General features: G+C 70.6%; 13 protein-coding genes. 6 read left to right on the forward strand and 7 right to left on the reverse strand.

The features are described 5' to 3' along the window. Nucleotides 1-398: 398 nt before the first annotated feature. Entirely contained in the window at nucleotides 399-998 is a 600-nt protein-coding gene (locus AC1G9L_RS16640) for a hypothetical protein (RefSeq protein ID WP_481069542.1), read from the forward strand. A gap of 59 nt (nucleotides 999-1,057) precedes the next feature. Here the strand turns inward: AC1G9L_RS16640 and prpF are convergent, their stop codons facing one another. The 6 genes from prpF to prpB form a co-directional block, all read right to left on the reverse strand. Further along, complete coding sequence (gene prpF, locus AC1G9L_RS16645) at nucleotides 1,058-2,251, reverse strand: 2-methylaconitate cis-trans isomerase PrpF (protein WP_481069543.1); 1,194 nt, start codon at nucleotides 2,249-2,251, stop codon at nucleotides 1,058-1,060. Between the two features lie 38 nt (nucleotides 2,252-2,289). Beyond that, the gene (locus AC1G9L_RS16650) at nucleotides 2,290-2,793 is read right to left on the reverse strand and encodes an SRPBCC domain-containing protein (protein ID WP_019801488.1); all 504 of its coding nucleotides are present in this window, start codon (nucleotides 2,791-2,793) and stop codon (nucleotides 2,290-2,292) included. A gap of 30 nt (nucleotides 2,794-2,823) precedes the next feature. Further along, nucleotides 2,824-5,439 (reverse strand): Fe/S-dependent 2-methylisocitrate dehydratase AcnD, encoded by a 2,616-nt coding sequence (acnD, locus tag AC1G9L_RS16655; RefSeq protein WP_019801489.1) that lies wholly within the window; start codon nucleotides 5,437-5,439, stop codon nucleotides 2,824-2,826. A gap of 358 nt (nucleotides 5,440-5,797) precedes the next feature. Beyond that, the gene (gene prpC / locus AC1G9L_RS16660) at nucleotides 5,798-6,961 is read right to left on the reverse strand and encodes a bifunctional 2-methylcitrate synthase/citrate synthase (protein WP_019800603.1); all 1,164 of its coding nucleotides are present in this window, start codon (nucleotides 6,959-6,961) and stop codon (nucleotides 5,798-5,800) included. Nucleotides 6,962-7,001: 40 nt separating this feature from the next. Next, nucleotides 7,002-7,604, reverse strand: a complete 603-nt coding sequence (locus AC1G9L_RS16665) for a DUF1003 domain-containing protein (protein ID WP_019800602.1) — start codon at nucleotides 7,602-7,604, stop codon at nucleotides 7,002-7,004. A 31-nt stretch (nucleotides 7,605-7,635) separates the two neighbouring features. Continuing rightward, nucleotides 7,636-8,523, reverse strand: a complete 888-nt coding sequence (gene prpB, locus AC1G9L_RS16670; protein ID WP_019800601.1) for a methylisocitrate lyase — start codon at nucleotides 8,521-8,523, stop codon at nucleotides 7,636-7,638. A 119-nt stretch (nucleotides 8,524-8,642) separates the two neighbouring features. On the opposite strand from prpB, the gene AC1G9L_RS16675 reads away from it, so the two are divergent. The 5 genes from AC1G9L_RS16675 to AC1G9L_RS16695 all read left to right on the forward strand — a co-directional run bounded on the left by AC1G9L_RS16675 (nucleotide 8,643) and on the right by AC1G9L_RS16695 (nucleotide 15,831). Then, nucleotides 8,643-9,884 carry a citrate/2-methylcitrate synthase gene (locus AC1G9L_RS16675; protein ID WP_481069544.1) on the forward strand — a complete coding sequence of 414 codons (1,242 nt, stop codon included), beginning with the start codon at nucleotides 8,643-8,645 and terminating at the stop codon, nucleotides 9,882-9,884. A 74-nt stretch (nucleotides 9,885-9,958) separates the two neighbouring features. Then, nucleotides 9,959-10,567 carry a transcriptional repressor LexA gene (gene lexA / locus AC1G9L_RS16680; protein WP_481069545.1) on the forward strand — a complete coding sequence of 203 codons (609 nt, stop codon included), beginning with the start codon at nucleotides 9,959-9,961 and terminating at the stop codon, nucleotides 10,565-10,567. Continuing rightward, nucleotides 10,567-11,187, forward strand: coding sequence for a translesion DNA synthesis-associated protein ImuA (gene imuA, locus AC1G9L_RS16685; protein ID WP_481069546.1), 621 nt, complete (start codon nucleotides 10,567-10,569; stop codon nucleotides 11,185-11,187). The genes lexA and imuA overlap by 1 nt, the downstream gene beginning before the upstream one ends. 10 nt (nucleotides 11,188-11,197) lie before the next feature. Next, nucleotides 11,198-12,622: a Y-family DNA polymerase gene (locus tag AC1G9L_RS16690; RefSeq protein WP_481069547.1), complete on the forward strand. Its 1,425-nt coding sequence runs from the start codon at nucleotides 11,198-11,200 to the stop codon at nucleotides 12,620-12,622. Further along, the gene (locus tag AC1G9L_RS16695) at nucleotides 12,619-15,831 is read left to right on the forward strand and encodes an error-prone DNA polymerase (protein WP_481069548.1); all 3,213 of its coding nucleotides are present in this window, start codon (nucleotides 12,619-12,621) and stop codon (nucleotides 15,829-15,831) included. The genes AC1G9L_RS16690 and AC1G9L_RS16695 overlap by 4 nt, the downstream gene beginning before the upstream one ends. A 79-nt stretch (nucleotides 15,832-15,910) precedes the next feature. On the opposite strand, the gene AC1G9L_RS16700 is transcribed toward AC1G9L_RS16695, so the two are convergent. Then, nucleotides 15,911-16,360 (reverse strand): nuclear transport factor 2 family protein, encoded by a 450-nt coding sequence (locus AC1G9L_RS16700; RefSeq protein WP_019801723.1) that lies wholly within the window; start codon nucleotides 16,358-16,360, stop codon nucleotides 15,911-15,913. Between the last annotated feature and the right edge of the window lie 113 nt (nucleotides 16,361-16,473).

Here is a 16,473-nt window from a genome sequence, read left to right on the forward strand (position 1 = left end):
GGCAAAAGCGGGGGCTGGCGACGGCTCGCCTGCCGGCCCCGGCCGTCTTCCCTTCTCGCATGGCCACAGCCGCTTTTGGTCGCGTCGGGACTGAAGTCCCTCCCACAAGGACAAGCAAACACGCGGTGGCCGTGGCCGTAGCGCTGGCGGCAGAGCACGGAACCGCCGAGATGCCCTGTGGGAGGGACTTCAGTCCCGACGCGCGAAGCCTTCAGGCTCCAGGCCGCGTTGGCGCACCGGTGGCAGCAACACGCCGCGACGACGCTCGATCCATGGCACACCGCTCTTCCAAGCGACCACGCCAAACCGCACGTCATGCGCCCGCGGCCGGAACGCCAGCAGCGCAAAAGTCCATCCCGCTGCCGCAAGCCCACCCGGGCCGCACGAAATCGCATCGCATGCCGCGCGCCGCTTCACACAGCGACCGCTGCCGACGTCTGAAGAACGCGCATCCGCGCTGCCCTGGAGAGACCCCGATGTTCACACCCCGATCCCTGTCCCTCGTCTCCGTGCTCTGCGCGACGCTGCTCACCTGTTCCGCCCAGGCCAAGACCTGCACCACGGTCGACAACATCGTGGCCAGCACCGCGTCGGACACCGCCAATCGCGACGCTGGCGGCACTGGCGGGCATGTCGGCCTGCACATGCAGAACGCCACGACGCCGCTGCCGCCCAGCGGCGCGCAGAGTCAGCTCGGGAAATCGGCGTTCGCCAACTGGGCGACGTTCCAGGGCGCCTTCAGCAAGTGGGCAGCCGCCACGACCGGCAAGCACGTCGACTGCGGCACCAGTGGCGGCCCGAAGGACATCGTCGATGCGGCCAGTGTCGGCATCACCGCGGGATGGGCCTGCACCTCCGCGGACGGGGACGGCATCTGCACCAACTGGCGCAAGTTCAAGCCGGTCAAGGTCTGCTTCTGGTACGCCAACTCGAAGGCCACGAGCGGCAAGTGGCTGCTCAACACGGCCTACCCGTCGCTCAACGCGGACTGCAGTTGAGCGGACCCATCAGCGTTGGCAGCGCCGTGCGGAGCTGCGCCTGCGCACGGCCTGCCGGCTCAGCCCGCCGGCGTCTCCGGCACCCGCACCCAGCCTTCCATCAGCACGCGCGCGCTGCGGCTCATCAAGGCCTTGGTGACGGTCCACTGGCCGTCCACCTGGCGCGCCTCGGCGCCGACCCGCAAGGTGCCCGAGGGGTGACCGAAGCGCACCGCCGTGCGTTCGCCGCCGCCGGCGGCGCGGTTGACCAGGGTGCCGGGGATCGCCGCGGCGGTGCCGATCGCCACCGCCGCGGTGCCCATCATCGCGTGGTGCAGCTTGCCCATCGACATCGCCCGCACCAGCAGGTCGATGTCGGCAGCCGCCACCGGCTTGCCGCTGGAGGCGATGTAGTCGGCCGGCGGCGCGACGAAGGCGACCTTGGGCGTGTGCTGGCGGGTCGCTGCGTCTTCCAGCGTGGCGATCAGGCCCATGCGCAGCGCGCCGTACGCGCGGATGGTTTCGAAGCGTTGCAGCGCCTGCACATCGCCGTTGATCGCGTCCTGCAGTTCGGTGCCCTGGTAACCCAGCGCCTGCGCATCGAGGAAGATGGTGGGAATGCCGGCGTTGATCAGGGTCGCCTGGAAGCTGCCGACGCCGGGCACCTCCAGCGTGTCGACCAGGTGGCCGGTGGGGAACATGGCACCGCCGGCGCCGTCCTCGTCGGCGGCCGGGTCAAGGAATTCCAGCGCGATCTCCGCCGCCGGGAAGGTCACCCCGTCCAGTTCGAAATCGCCGGTCTCCTGCACCGCGCCGTCGGTCATCGGCACCTGCGCGACGATGGTCTTGCCGATGTTGGCCTGCCAGATCCGCACCGTGGCCACGCCATCACGCGGAATCCGCGCCGGATCCACCAGCCCGGCGGCGATCGCGAATGGCCCCACCGCGGCCGACAAGTTGCCGCAGTTGCCGCTCCAGTCCACGAACGCGCGCTCGATCGCCACCTGGCCGAACAGATAGTCCACGTCGTGGTCCGGGCGCGTGCTCGGCGCCACGATCACGGTCTTGCTGGTGCTGGAGGTGGCCCCACCCATGCCGTCGATCTGCTTGGCGTAGGGATCGGGGCTGCCGATCACCCGCTGCAGCAGCGCATCGCGCGCCGGGCCCGGCGTCTGCGCCGCCGCGGGCAGGTCCTGCAGGCGGAAGAACACGCCCTTGGAGGTGCCGCCGCGCATGTAGGTGGCGGGGATGCGGAGTTGCGGAGCGTGGGCCATGGCGGTTCCGGGTGCGTACGAAAAGAAGAGACGGCGGATCAGGGCGAATCGGGAATCTCGGGCTCGACCAGCTGCGTCAGCAGGGTCAGCGACTCCTGCCAGCCGAGATGGCAGAACTCCACCGGGATCTGCGGCGGGATGCCCTCCTGCACGATCTCCAGCGCGGTGCCGCAGGCCACCGGCCGCAGCCGCACGGTCACGATCATCTCGCCGGGCAGGTCCGGGTTGTCGAAGCGGTCGGTGTGGCGGATCAGCTGGCCGGGCACCAGTTCCAGGTAGGTGCCGCCGAAGGAACTGCTGGTGCCGGTGCCGAGGTTGGTGAAACTCATCCGGAAGCTGCCGCCCACCCGCGCGTCCAGCGCGTGCACGGTGGCGACGAAGCCGTGCGGCGGCAGCCATTTGGCCAGCGCCGCCGGCTCCAGGAAGGCGCGATAGACGCGCTCGGCCGGCGCGCGCAGCACGCGATGCAAGTGGACGGTGCCGGTGGTGGTGGCGGACGTGGTCATGGCGGTCTCCTCGGCGGTGGCGGGCGCGGCCAGCATGGCACGCGCCCGATGACAGCGGCAGCCGGCTCAGGCGCTGCGGGCGTCCTCGAGGAAATCCTGGGCGAAGCGCTGCAGCACGCCGCCGGCCTCGTAGATGGACACTTCCTCGTTGCTGTCCAGCCGGCACAGCACCGGCACCTCCACCGCGGCGCCGTCCTTGCGGACGATGCGCAGGGTCAGCGTGGCGCCCGGCGTGCGCGCGCCGACCACGTCGAAGGTCTCGCTGCCGTCGATGCCCAGGGTCGTGCGCGTGGTGCCTGGCAGGAACTGCAGCGGCAGCACGCCCATGCCGATCAGGTTGGTGCGGTGGATGCGCTCGAAGCCCTCGGCGACGATCGCCTCGACCCCGGCCAGGCGCACGCCCTTGGCCGCCCAGTCGCGCGAGGAGCCCTGGCCGTAGTCGGCGCCGGCGATCACGATCAGCGGCTGCTTGCGCGCCATGTAGGTTTCGATCGCCTCCCACATGCGCAGCACCTGCCCGTCCGGTTCCAGCCGGGTCAGCGAGCCCTGCTGCACCTTGCCATCGACCACCGCCATTTCGTTGATCAGCTTCGGGTTGGCGAAGGTGGCGCGCTGCGCGGTGAGGTGGTCGCCGCGATGGGTGGCGTAGGAGTTGAAGTCCTCCTCCGGCACGCCCATGTGCGCCAGGTATTCGCCGGCGGCGCTGTCGGCCAGGATCGCGTTGGACGGCGACAGGTGGTCGGTGGTGATGTTGTCGCCGAGCACCGCCAGCGCGCGCATGCCGCGCAGCGTGCGTTCGCCGGCCAGCGCGCCTTCCCAGTACGGCGGGCGACGGATGTAGGTGCTGCGCGGGCGCCAGGCGTACAGCGGCGCCACCGGCGCGCCCTGCTCCACGCGCACGTTGAACATCGGCGCATAGACGCGGCGGAACTGCTCCGGCTTCACCGCGGCACGTACCGCCGCATCGATCTCGGCGTCGCTGGGCCAGATGTCCTTCAGCCGCACCTCGCGGCCGTCGGCGTCGGCACCCAGCACGTCCTTCTCGATATCGAAGCGCACCGTGCCGGCGATGGCGTAGGCGATCACCAGCGGCGGCGAGGCCAGGAACGCCTGCTTGGCGTAGGGATGGATGCGCCCGTCGAAGTTGCGGTTGCCCGACAGCACCGCGGTGGCGTACAGGTCGCGCGCCACGATCTCCTGCTGGATGCGCGGATCCAGCGCGCCGCTCATGCCGTTGCAGGTGGTGCAGGCGAAGGCGACGATGCCGAATCCCAGCGCCTCCAGGTCCGGCAGCAGGCCGGCCTCTTCCAGGTACAGCTGCACCGCCTTGGAACCCGGCGCCAGCGAGGTCTTCACCCACGGCTTGCGGGCCAGGCCGCGCGCACGCGCATTGCGCGCCAGCAGGCCGGCGGCGATGACGTTGCGCGGGTTGGAAGTGTTGGTGCAACTGGTGATGGCGGCGATGATCACCGCGCCGTCGGGCATGCGCCCCTGCGCCTGCTCGGCCTGGCCGGCGGCCAGCTTGCTGGCGTCGGCGATGCCGCGCGCGGCCAGTTCGGTGGTCGCCACGCGCTTGTGCGGATTGCTGGGGCCGGCCATGTTGCGCACCACCTGCGACAGGTCGAAGCGCAGCACGCGCTCGTACTGCGCGGTGCCCAGCGCATCGGCCCACAGCCCGGTGGTGCGCGCGTACTGCTCCACCAGCGCCACCTGCGCTTCCTCGCGCCCGGTCAGGCGCAGGTAGTCCAGGGTTTGCTGGTCGATGTAGAACATCGCCGCGGTGGCGCCGTATTCCGGGCACATGTTGGAGATGGTGGCGCGGTCGCCGATGGTCAGCGCGGCGGCGCCTTCGCCGAAGAACTCCAGGTACGCGCCGACCACACGCTCCTGGCGCAGGAACTCGGTCAGCGCCAGCACCACGTCGGTGGCGGTGATGCCGGGCTGCGGCTTGCCGCTCAGCTCCACGCCGACGATGTCCGGCAGGCGCATCCACGAGGCGCGGCCGAGCATCACGCTCTCCGCTTCCAGCCCGCCGACGCCGATCGCGATCACGCCCAACGCGTCCACGTGCGGCGTGTGGCTGTCGGTGCCCACGCAGGTATCGGGGAAGGCGACGCCGTCGTGCACGTAGATCACCGGCGACATCTTCTCCAGATTGATCTGGTGCATGATGCCGTTGCCCGGCGGGATCACGTCCACGTTGCGGAACGCGCGCTTGCTCCAGTCGATGAAGTGGAAGCGGTCCTCGTTGCGGCGATCCTCGATCGCGCGGTTCTTGGCGAAAGCCTGCGGATCGTCGCCGCCGCACTCCACCGCCAGCGAGTGATCGACGATCAACTGCACCGGCACCACCGGATTGACCTTGGCCGGATCGCCGCCCTGCTCGGCGATGGCATCACGCAGTCCGGCCAGGTCAACCAGCGCGGTCTGGCCGAGGATGTCGTGGCACACCACCCGCGCCGGAAACCACGGGAAATCCAGGTCGCGACGGCGCTCGATCAACTGAAGCAAGGCATCGTGCAACAGATCCGGATCGCAGCGGCGCACCAGGTTCTCGGCGAACACGCGCGCCACATAGGGCAGGCCGGCATAGGCGCCCGGACTGATCGCATCGACCGCGGCGCGCGCATCGAAGTAGTCCAGCGCGGTGCCGGGCAGGGATTTACGGTAGTGGCTGTTCATGGCTGGCTACAGTAGAAAAAAGCGAAGACAGGCCCCCTTCTCCCTTCGGGAGAAGGTGCCCCGAAGGGGCGGATGAGGGTACGAGCGAAGCCTGGTGCAACCCGATTCCTCATGAGGGCGGATGAGGGTACGAGCGAAGCCTGGTGCAACCCGATTCCTCATGAGGGCGGATGAGGGTACGGGCGAAGCCTGGTGCAACCAGATTTCTCATGAGGGCGGATGAGGGTACGGGCGCTAGAGAGTTGTCTGGAGGAAAAGACTTCCATAGCAGACGTCCCTAGCCGCCCGTACCCTCACCCCCGGCCCCTCTCCCGACGGGAGAGGGGAGTGTCACTCGGGGTCGAGGCGTGCAGGCGCATCACTTGCGCTGATCGATCGGCACGAATGCCTGATCCTCCGGCCCCACGTAGTTCGCGCTGGGGCGGATGATCTTGCCGTCGATGCGCTGCTCGATGATGTGCGCGCTCCAGCCGGCGGTGCGGGCGATCACGAACAGCGGGGTGAACATCGCCGTCGGTACGCCCATCATGTGGTAGCTGACCGCGCTGAACCAGTCCAGGTTCGGGAACATCTTCTTGATGTCCCACATCACCGTCTCCAGGCGCTCGGCGATGTCGTACATCTTGCGGCTGCCCTGCGCCTCGGACAGCTCGCGCGCCACGTCCTTGATGACCTGGTTGCGCGGATCGGACACCGTGTACACCGGGTGGCCGAAGCCGATGATCACTTCCTTGCGCTCGACCCGCGCGCGGATGTCGGCTTCGGCCTCGTCCGGGGTGTCGTAGCGCTTCTGCACCTCGAAGGCGACCTCGTTGGCGCCGCCGTGCTTGGGTCCGCGCAGCGCGCCGATGCCGCCGGCGATGGCGCTGTACATGTCGCTGCCGGTGCCGGCGATGACCCGGCAGGCGAAGGTGGACGCGTTGAATTCGTGCTCGGCGTACAGGATCAGGCTGGTGTGCATCGCCTGCACCCATTCCTCGTGCGGCTTGAAGCCGTGCAGCAGGCGCAGGAAGTGGCCGCCGATCGAATCGTCGTCGGTCTCCACCTCGATGCGCCGGCCGTTGTGGCTGTAGTGGTACCAGTACAGCAGCATCGAGCCGAGGCTGGCCATCAGCTTGTCGGCGATGTCGCGCGCGCCGGGATGGTTGTGGTCGTCCTTCTCCGGCTGCACGCAGCCCAGCACCGACACGCCGGTGCGCATCACGTCCATCGGATGTGCCGACGGCGGCAACTGCTCCAGCGCGGCCTTGACCGCGGCCGGGATGCCGCGCAGCGAGCGCAGCTTGGCCTTGTAGCCGCGCAGCTCGCTGTTGCTGGGCAGCTTGCCGTGCACCAGCAGGTAGGCGATCTCCTCGAACTGGCTGCTGCGCGCCAGGTCCAGGATGTCGTAGCCGCGGTAGTGCAGGTCGTTGCCGCTGCGGCCCACCGTGCACAGCGCGGTGTTGCCGGCGGCGGTGCCGGACAGGGCCACCGATTTCTTTGGCTTGAAGGCGGGGGCAGTCTGCGGAGCGGTGTCGTTCATGGCGAATCTCCCGGTGTTGCGGTCGGATGAGTGCGGTGGATCAGGGGGCCGGCGGCGGCGGCGTGACGCCAGCGCGCTCGAGCAGTTGCTGCAGCATGAGGATCTGGCGGTTCTGCAATTCCACCAGCGTCGCCCAGTCCTGCTCGCGCAGCTGGTTGAGCTTCTCGTGCACCTGCAGGATTTCCAGTTCGGCCTTGATGTTCACTTCGTAGTCGTTCTGCGCATGCAGGCGGTCCACCGCCGCCTGGCGGTTCTGGCTCATCATGATCACCGGCGCCTGGATCGCGGCCAGGCACGACAGGCACAGGTTGAGCAGGATGTAGGGATACGGATCGAAGGCGTGCGCCAGCACCAGGCTGTTGAGCACGATCCAGCCCAGCAGCACCACGCAGAAGCCGATGATGAAACTCCAGCTGCCGCCGATCGCGGCGACGCGGTCGGCGACGCGCTCGCCCAGCGAGCGGTCGCGGTCGGCCTGCGTGACGATGTCGCGGGCCACGTGGCGCTTGGCGATGAAGCGCTCCACCACCTCGCGCTCGGCCTCGGACAGCGTGTCCAGTTCGGTCTGCAGCAGATGCCGCGCAGTCTGGCGGCGGTCGATGCGGCTGCGCAGGAACGAGGCAGCGCTGGCGTGGGTATTCATGGGCAGGCCCGGGCAGGAAAATCGCCGCCGATCATGCGCCCTTGCCGGCGAACAGCGCATCCAGGCGCTGCTCGAAGGCGTGGTAGCCGATGCGCTCGTACAGCTCCTCGCGGGTCTGCATGCGCTCCAGCACCGCCTGCTGATGGCCGTCGCGGCGGATCGCGGTGTACACGTCCTCGGCGGCCTTGTTGGCGGCGCGGAATGCCGACAGCGGGAACAACTGGATCGCCACGCCGGCCGATGCCAGTTCGTCGCGGGTGAACAGCGGGGTCTTGCCGAACTCGGTGATGTTGGCCAGCACCGGCACCTTCACCGCGTCGACGAAACGGCGGTAGGTGTTCAGGTCGTAGGCGGCCTCGGCGAAGATGCCGTCGGCGCCGGCCTCCACGCAGGCGATGGCGCGTTCGATCGCCGCGTCCACGCCCTCGGTCTGGATCGCGTCGGTGCGCGCGATCAGGAAGAAGTCCGGATCGGTCTTGGCGTCGGCCGCGGCCTTGACCCGGTCCACCATCTCGCCCTGGCTGACGATCTCCTTGCCCGGGCGGTGACCGCAGCGCTTGGCGCCGACCTGGTCCTCGATGTGGCAGGCGGCCGCGCCGGCCTTGATCAGCGCCTTGATCGTGCGTTCGATGTTGAACGCGCTCGGGCCGAAGCCGGTGTCGATGTCCACCAGCAGCGGCAGCGGGCACACGTCGGTGATGCGACGCACATCGATCAGCACGTCCTCCAGGGTGTTGATGCCCAGGTCCGGCAGGCCCAGCGAGCCGGCGGCGACGCCACCGCCGGACAGGTAGATGGCCTTGTAGCCGGCACGCTGCGCCAGCAGCGCATGGTTGGCGTTGATCGCACCGATCACCTGCAACGGCGCTTCGGCGGCCAGGGCGGCGCGGAAACCGGCGCCGGGGGAAACGAGGGACATGGGCGGCTCCTGACGAAGAGGCGGCGGCGCCCCGCCGGGCGTTCCGCGATGGGCGCCAATCTGGCACTCTCGCCGGCATGGATCAATCTTGATTCAATGAATCAACCTATCGTCCCTTCATGTCCAACAGCCCTGACCGCAACCTGATCTCCGCCGCGCAGGCCTGCGCCCTGCTGGGCATCAGCAGCGCCACCCTGTATGCCTACGTCAGCCGCGGCCTGCTCAGCTCGCGCGCCGGCGCCGACCACCGCAGCCGCGCCTACCTGCGCGCCGAAGTGGAGCGGCTGGCGCAGCGCAAGCGCGCCGGCCGCGGCGCTGCGCGTGGTGCCGCGCAGAGCCTGGACCGCGGCCTGCCGGTGCTGGAGACGCGGATCTCGCTGATCCGCCCGGACGGCCCCTACTACCGCGGACGCTCGGCGGTGGCCATGGTCCGCGCCGGCGCCAGCCTGGAGGACGTCGCGCGGCTGCTGTGGGACTGCCCCGACGGCGAAGACCCGTTCGCCAGCGCGCCGGTTGCGCCGTGGCCGGCGGTGCTGGCGCCGCTGGCCGGGCATGCCGCGCTGCCGCCGCTGGAGCGTGCCATGGCCTGCATCCCGCTGCTGGCCCTGGACCTGCGCCAATCGCTCAACGCCGCCCCCGGCGTGCGCCGTGAGATCGCTGCCACCCTGCTGCGGCAGAACGCCGCGCTGCTGGTCGGCACCGCGCCGGACGCGCGCCCGCTGCATCGCCTGATCGCCGACCACTGGCGTCCCGGCGACGCCGACTTCGCCGAACTGGTGCGCGCCGCGCTGCTGCTGTGCTCCGACCACGAACTCAACGTCTCCGCCTTCGCCGCCCGCGTGGTCGCCTCCACCGGCGCGCCGCTGCACGCCACCGTCAGCGCCGGCCTGGCCGCGCTGTCCGGCCCGCGCCACGGCGGCGCCACCGCCCGCGCCCACGCCCTGCTGCGCGACGCCCAGGACGCGCCCAGCGCCGCCGCCCTGATCACCGAACGCTGGCAGCGCGGCGACGACCTTCCCGGCTTCCACCACGCCCTGTATCCCGACGGCGACCCGCGCGCGGCCGAAGTGCTGCGCCTGCTGCGCGAACGTTGCGCGGGCAGCGCACGCATGCAGCACGTGGACGCGGTGATCGCCGCCGCCCAGGACTGCAGCGGCCAGCGCCCGAACATCGACTGCCTGCTGGCCGCGCTCTGCTTCGTCCACGACCTGCCGGCGGCGCACGCCCTGGTGCTGTTCGCCGCCGCCCGCCAAGCCGGCTGGCTGGCCCACGCCCTGGAGCAGCAGGCCCTGGGCAAGCTGATCCGACCACGCGCCCGCTACACCGGGGCGATGCCGGAGGATGCGGCCGGACGCAGCTGACACGTCGGGAGACGCCCAACCCGTTCAGCAGCCCATCTCGCCAAGGTCGCGCCAGCGGTGTACAAATGTACACCATGACCACCCTGTCCCCGCAGCGCGCCGCCATCCTCGCCTACGTCCACGCCTGCATCGAGCGGGACGGGCGGCCGCCGAGCCTGGCCGAGATCGCCGAACGCTTCGGCTTCGCCTCGCGCAATGCTGCGCGCAAGCACGTGCAGGCGCTGGTCGAGGCCGGACTGCTGGAGCAGGTGCCGCAGCAGGCGCGCAGCCTGCGCCCGGCGCAGGCCGGCAACCGCAGCGAACTGCTGCAGTTGCCGGTGCTGGGTCGGGTCGCCGCCGGCGCGCCGATCGGTGCCGACATCGGCCTGGACCAGCAGTTGCGACTGGACCGCGCGGTGTTCGCGCTGCGCCCGGACTACCTGCTGCGGGTGCAGGGCGATTCGATGATCGACGACGGCATCCTCGACGGCGACCTGGTCGGGGTGCGCCGCGCCGCCGACGCGCGCAACGGCCAGATCGTGGTGGCGCGGCTGGACGGCGAACTCACCATCAAGCGCTACCGCGCCGATGGCGAGGGCATCGCGCTGCTGCCGCGCAATCCCGCCTATGCGCCGATCGTGGTCGCTCCGGGGCAGGATTTCGCCATCGAAGGGCATTACTGCGGCCTGATCCGGCCCGGCTGATGGCCGCCGTCGTCGCCCTCGATCGCCTGCTGGCCGAGCGCCGGGTCTGGCGCGGCCAGCCGACGGCGCTGCCGCCCAGCGCGCAGCCCACCGGGCACGCCGCGCTGGATGCGGTGCTGCCCGCGCGTGGCTGGCCGGAGATGGCGCTGACCGAGTTGCTGCACGCCGCCGACGGCATCGGCGAACTGCAGCTGCTGTGGCCGACGCTGGCGCGGCTGTCGCAGGGCGGCGGCCGTATCGTGCTGGTCGACCCGCCGTACCTGCCCTACCCCGCCGCCTGGGCCCAAGCCGGGGTGGCGCTGGCGCAGGTGCAGATCGTCCGCGCCGGCGCCGACGCGGCCTGGGCCGCCGAGCAGTGCCTGCGCGCCGGCAGTTGCGCGGCGGTGCTGTGCTGGCCGGGGCTGGCCGGCGACAAGACCCTGCGCCGGCTGCAGGTGGCCGCCGAGACCGGACGCACCCTGGGCTTCGCCTACCGGCCGCTGAAGGCCGCCGCCAATCCGTCGCCGGCCGCGCTGCGCATCGCCCTAGACGCCGCGCCGGCGCAACTGCGCGTGCTCAAGTGCCGCGGCGGATTGCCACCGGCGCAGCCGATCGCGCTGTCCGCCCTGGCGACCGGGTGAGGCCGCCACCATGCGCTGGGCCTGCATCCTGTTGCCGCAACTGGCGCTGGACACCGTCCTGCGCCGCTGGCCGACGCCGGACGAACCGCTGGCGCTGCTCGACGGTCCGCCGCAGCGGCGCACGCTGAAGGCGGTCAACGCCGCCGCGCGCGCCCGCGGCCTGCGCCCCGGGCAATCGCTGGTTACCGCGCAGGCGCTGTGCGACCGCTTCGCCACCGCCCTGCACGATGCCGAGGAAAGCCGCCGCAGCCAGCAGTTCCTCGCCGCCTGGGCGTACCGCTTCAGTTCGCTGGTCAGCACCGACTACCCCGGCGCGCTGCTGCTGGAGATCGAGGCCAGCCTCGGCCTGTTCGGGCCATGGCCGCGCTTCGAGGCGCGACTGCGCGAGGAACTGACCGCGCTGGGCTTCCGCCACCGCATCGTGGTCGCGCCGCACCCGCTGGCCGCGCGCGCGCTGGTCAATGCGCACGACGGCATCGCCCTGCTCGACAACGCCGCGCTGCAGCGCGCGCTGGGGCAGTTGCCGATCGCCCGCGCCGGGCTGCCGCCGGCCCTGGCCGACGGCTTCGCGCGGATGGGCCTGCGCCGCCTGCAGCAGCTGTTCGCGCTACCGCGCACCGGGCTGGCGCGGCGCTATCCACCGGCCCTGCTGCAACACCTGGACGCGTTGCGCGGGCAGGCGCCGCTGCCGCTGCAGTACTACCTGCCGCCGGATCGCTTCGATGCGCGCGTGGAACTGGGCTATGCCACCGAATCCAACCAGGCGCTGCTGTTCCCGCTGCGCCGGCTGACCCAGGATCTGGCCGCGTTCCTGGCCGGGCGCGATGGCGGCGTGCAGCGCTTCCGCCTGCTGCTGGAACACGAGGACCTGGAGCCAAGCGTGGTGCCGGTGGGCCTGCTCGCCGCCGAGCGCGATGCGGCGATGCTGTTCGAACTGGCGCGCGGGCGCCTGCAGCAGGCCAGCGTGCCGGCGCCGGTGCAGGCACTGCGCCTGTGCGCCGACGAACTGCCGCCGTTCGTGCCGGCCGCGCGCGAACTGTTCGACGAACGCGCGCAGCAGGCGCTGCCGTGGGAGCAACTGCGCGAACGCCTGCGTGCGCGCCTGGGCGACGACGCCGTGCACGGCCTGCGCGCGCATGCCGACCATCGCCCGGAACTGGCCTGGCGCGCCGAATCCAGCACGGCGCGCAGCACGGCCACAGCCGCCACCAACGCGCCGCCACGCCCCGGCTGGCTGCTGCCACGGCCGGTGCCGCTGCGCGAACGCGCGCCCGAACGCCTGGCCGGGCCGGAACGCATCGAGAGCGGCTGGTGGGACGACGGCGACGTGCGCCGCGATTACTACGTCGTGCGCACCCGCCAGGGCCAGCGCGCCTGGGCCTTCGCCCCGGCCGACGCGCCGGACGCACTGATGCTGCACGGCTGGTTCGCATGAGCCACACCCCGCCGCATCCACGCATGCCGCCGCGCCTGCGGCTGCTGCCGACGCCTGCGCCTGCGCAAGCCAGCGCGCCTGCCACCAGCGCGCCGTCCACTCCCGCGGACCTCACGCTGCCCGACTACGCCGAACTGCATTGCCTGTCCAACTTCAGCTTCCAGCGCGGCGCCTCGCACCCCTGGGAACTGTGCGAACGCGCGCTGCACCACGGCTACCGCGCCCTGGCGATCACCGACGAATGCAGCCTGGCCGGCATCGTGCGCGCCTGGCAGGCGGCCCGGGACATGGGCCTGCACCTCATCGTCGGCAGCGAGATCCAGTTCGAACACGGGCCCAAGCTGGTGCTGCTGGCCGAGACGCTGCATGGCTACCAGCGACTGTGCCGGCTGATCACCCTGGCCCGGCGCCGCGCCGATAAGGGCAGCTACCATGCGCTGCGCGAGGACCTGGCCATCACCGAAGACGGCGCCGGCCTGCTGTGCCTGTGGCTGCCGCGCGGCGACGGCGACGACGCCGCGGACGGCGCCTGGCTGCAGGCACGTTTTCCGCAGCGACTGTGGCTGGCGGTGGAACTGCTGCGCGGCCCCGACGATGCCGCGCTGTTGCAGGCGCGGCTGGACCTGGCGCAGCGCCTGCAACTACCCGCCGTGGCCAGCGGCGACGTGCACATGCATGCGCGTGGCCGCCGCGCGTTGCAGGACACCTTGACCGCGATCCGCCAGCGCCTGCCGCTGCACGAAACCGGCGCCCACCTGTATCCCAACGGCGAACGCCACCTGCGCCCACGCGCCACGCTGGCGACGCTGTATCCGCCGGAACTGCTGGCCGAAACAGTGCGCATCGCGCAGCGCTGCACGTTCAACCTCAGGCACCTGCAGTACGAATACCCCCACGAACTGGTGCCACCCGGGCACACGCCCACGCAATGGCTGCGCATTCTCACCGAACGCGGCGCGGCCGAGCGCTGGCCGCACGGCGTGCCGGACAAGGCGCGGCGCCTGATCGAACACGAACTCGGCGTGATCGAGCGGCTGCAGTACGAATCCTACTTCCTCACCGTCTACGATCTGGTGCGCTTCGCGCGCTCAAAGGACATCCTGTGCCAGGGCCGCGGCTCGGCGGCGAACTCGGCGGTGTGCTACGCGCTGGGCATCACCGCGATCGATCCGGACCGCATCGGCATGCTGTTCGAGCGCTTCATTTCCGAAGAGCGCAAGGAGCGGCCGGACATCGACATCGATTTCGAGCACGACCGCCGCGAGGAAGTGATCCAGTACATCTTCCGCCACTACGGCCGCGAGCGCGCCGCACTGGCCGCGGTGGCGATCAGCTACCACACGCGCAGCGCGGTGCGCGACGTGGCGCGCGCACTGGGCCTGCCCAGCGACACCGTCGATGCACTGTCTTCCGCACTGGGCCAGCGCGATCCGGTGGAGTCGGCGCAGGAGCTGCTGCGCGAACGCGGTTTCGACCCGGACACGCCGGTGATGCGGCGGCTGCTGGTGCTCGCCAGCCAACTGATCGGCTTCCCGCGGCACCTGTCGCAGCATCCCGGCGGCTTCGTCATCTCCGAGCATGCGCTGCACACCCTGGTGCCGGTGGAGAACGCGACCATGGCCGAGCGCACGGTGATCCAGTGGGACAAGGACGATCTGGAACTGGTCGGGCTGATGAAGGTCGACGTGCTCGCGCTGGGCATGCTCAGCGCGTTGCGGCGCACCCTGGACCTGCTGCGCACACACCGCGGCCGCGACTACACGCTCGCCACCATTCCCGCCGAAGATCCGCAGACCTACGCGATGATCCAGCGCGCCGACACCATCGGCGTGTTCCAGATCGAATCGCGCGCGCAGATGGCGATGCTGCCGCGGCTGCAGCCGAAAGAGTTCTACGATCTGGTCATCCAGGTGGCGATCGTGCGCCCCGGCCCGATCCAGGGCGGCATGGTGCATCCGTATCTGCGCCGGCGTAGCGGCGAGGAAGAGCCCGATGCCTTGCCCGAGGAACTGCGTGAGGTATTCAAGCGCACCCTTGGCGTTCCCTTGTTCCAGGAACAGGTCATGCAACTGGCGGTCAACGCTGCCGGCTATACACCTGGCGAAGCCGATCAGCTGCGCCGCTCGATGGCGGCCTGGAAACGCCACGGCGGGCTGGAACCGCATCGCGACAAGCTGCTGGAAGGCATGCTTGAGCGAGGCTACAGCGCCGAATTCGCCGCACGCATCTTCGAGCAGATCAAGGGCTTTGGCAGCTACGGGTTTCCCGAAAGCCACGCCGCCAGTTTCGCCCTGCTCACCTACGCCAGTTGCTGGCTCAAGTGCCACGAGCCGGCGGCGTTTACCTGCGCGCTGATCAACAGTTGGCCGATGGGCTTCTACAGCCCCGACCAATTGCTGCAGGACGCGCGCCGCCACGGCCTGCAGGTGCGGCCGGTGGACGTGCGCTACAGCGACTGGGACTGCAGCCTGGAAGCGTACAGCCGCGACCCGCAGGTGCAGCCGGCGATCCGCCTGGGCCTGCGCCTGGTCCGCGGCCTGGCCGAGGACGCCGCGCTGCGCCTGCAGCAGGCGCGCGCGCAGGCGCCGTTCCACGACCTCGCCGACCTTTGTCACCGCGCCGCGCTCGACGACAAGGCCCGCGCCGCGCTCGCCGACGCCGGCGCGTTGAAAGCGCTGGCCGGCCATCGCCATCGCGCTCGCTGGGCCGTGGCCGGCGTCGAAGCGCAGCGCCCGCTGTTCGAAGCGCTCGCAGCGACGCCCGAACAGCAGGTCGCGCTACCGCTGCCCAGCCAGGGCGAAGACATCCGCGCCGACTACGCGACGCTCGGCACCACCCTGGGCAAACATCCGCTGACCCTGCTGCGCGCGCAGCTGCGTGCGCGCCGCTACCGCCATTCCGGCGAACTGCGCGCACTGCCGCATGCCAGCCCTGTCGCCATCGCCGGTCTGGTGACCATGCGCCAGCGCCCGCAGACCGCCAGCGGCGTCACCTTCGTCACCCTCGAGGACGAGCACGGCCTGGTCAACGTGGTGGTGTGGCGACGCCTGGCCGAGCGCCAGCGCCAGGCCCTGCTCGAATCGCGGCTGCTGCTGGTTCGCGGCCGCGTCGAAACCGAAGGCAAGGTCCGCCACCTGATCGCCGGCCATCTCGAAGACCTGACGCCCATGCTGCTCGGCCTGGACATCCGCAGCCGGGATTTTCATTGAGGTGGTGCCGCGGCGGCGCGCGGATGGACGCGATGCCTGCGCACGTGCAGTTGCGCTCGCTACCGCAACACCCGCAAGTTCAGGACTGCCTGCCCATCGCAGCCAGCAACGTCTGCACGCCCTTCCAGCCCCAGTACACGCGGTGGCAGGCGATCAATCCGGCGGCGTCCAGGTCCATCACTTCCACCAGATCGACCTGGTCGCCCTGCGGGGTTTCGCGTGGATACTCCCAGACCAATTGCCGCCCCGACACATGCCGGCGGCCGCTGCGGTACCAGCGCCCCAGGCCGTTCTCGGGCTGGGCGAAGGACGCGGCAAAGAACGCCGCGATGGCATCGCGGCCCTGCAGCCGCCCGTCCTGCCGCGCCGCCGACGCCACATAGGCCAACGGCGATTCCAACTGCGCATCCGGCGCATACAGCGCCATCAACGCCGGCAAATCGCGCGCGACCACATGCCGGTGCCAGCGTTCGAACACAAGGTGCGCATCGCTTTCAACGGGGTTCGGCAGCGTTTCGTTCGTCTGCATCGGCAGGCTCCGGTGAGAATCCGTGCAGTCTAGGAATCCGCCACCGGCATCGTTTCGGCGCGCATCGAAACGTCGCGGCGTGGCCAGTCCTATGATCACCACGTCCCTCGGGA

Source organism: Xanthomonas sp. NCPPB 1132 (assembly GCF_056629235.1).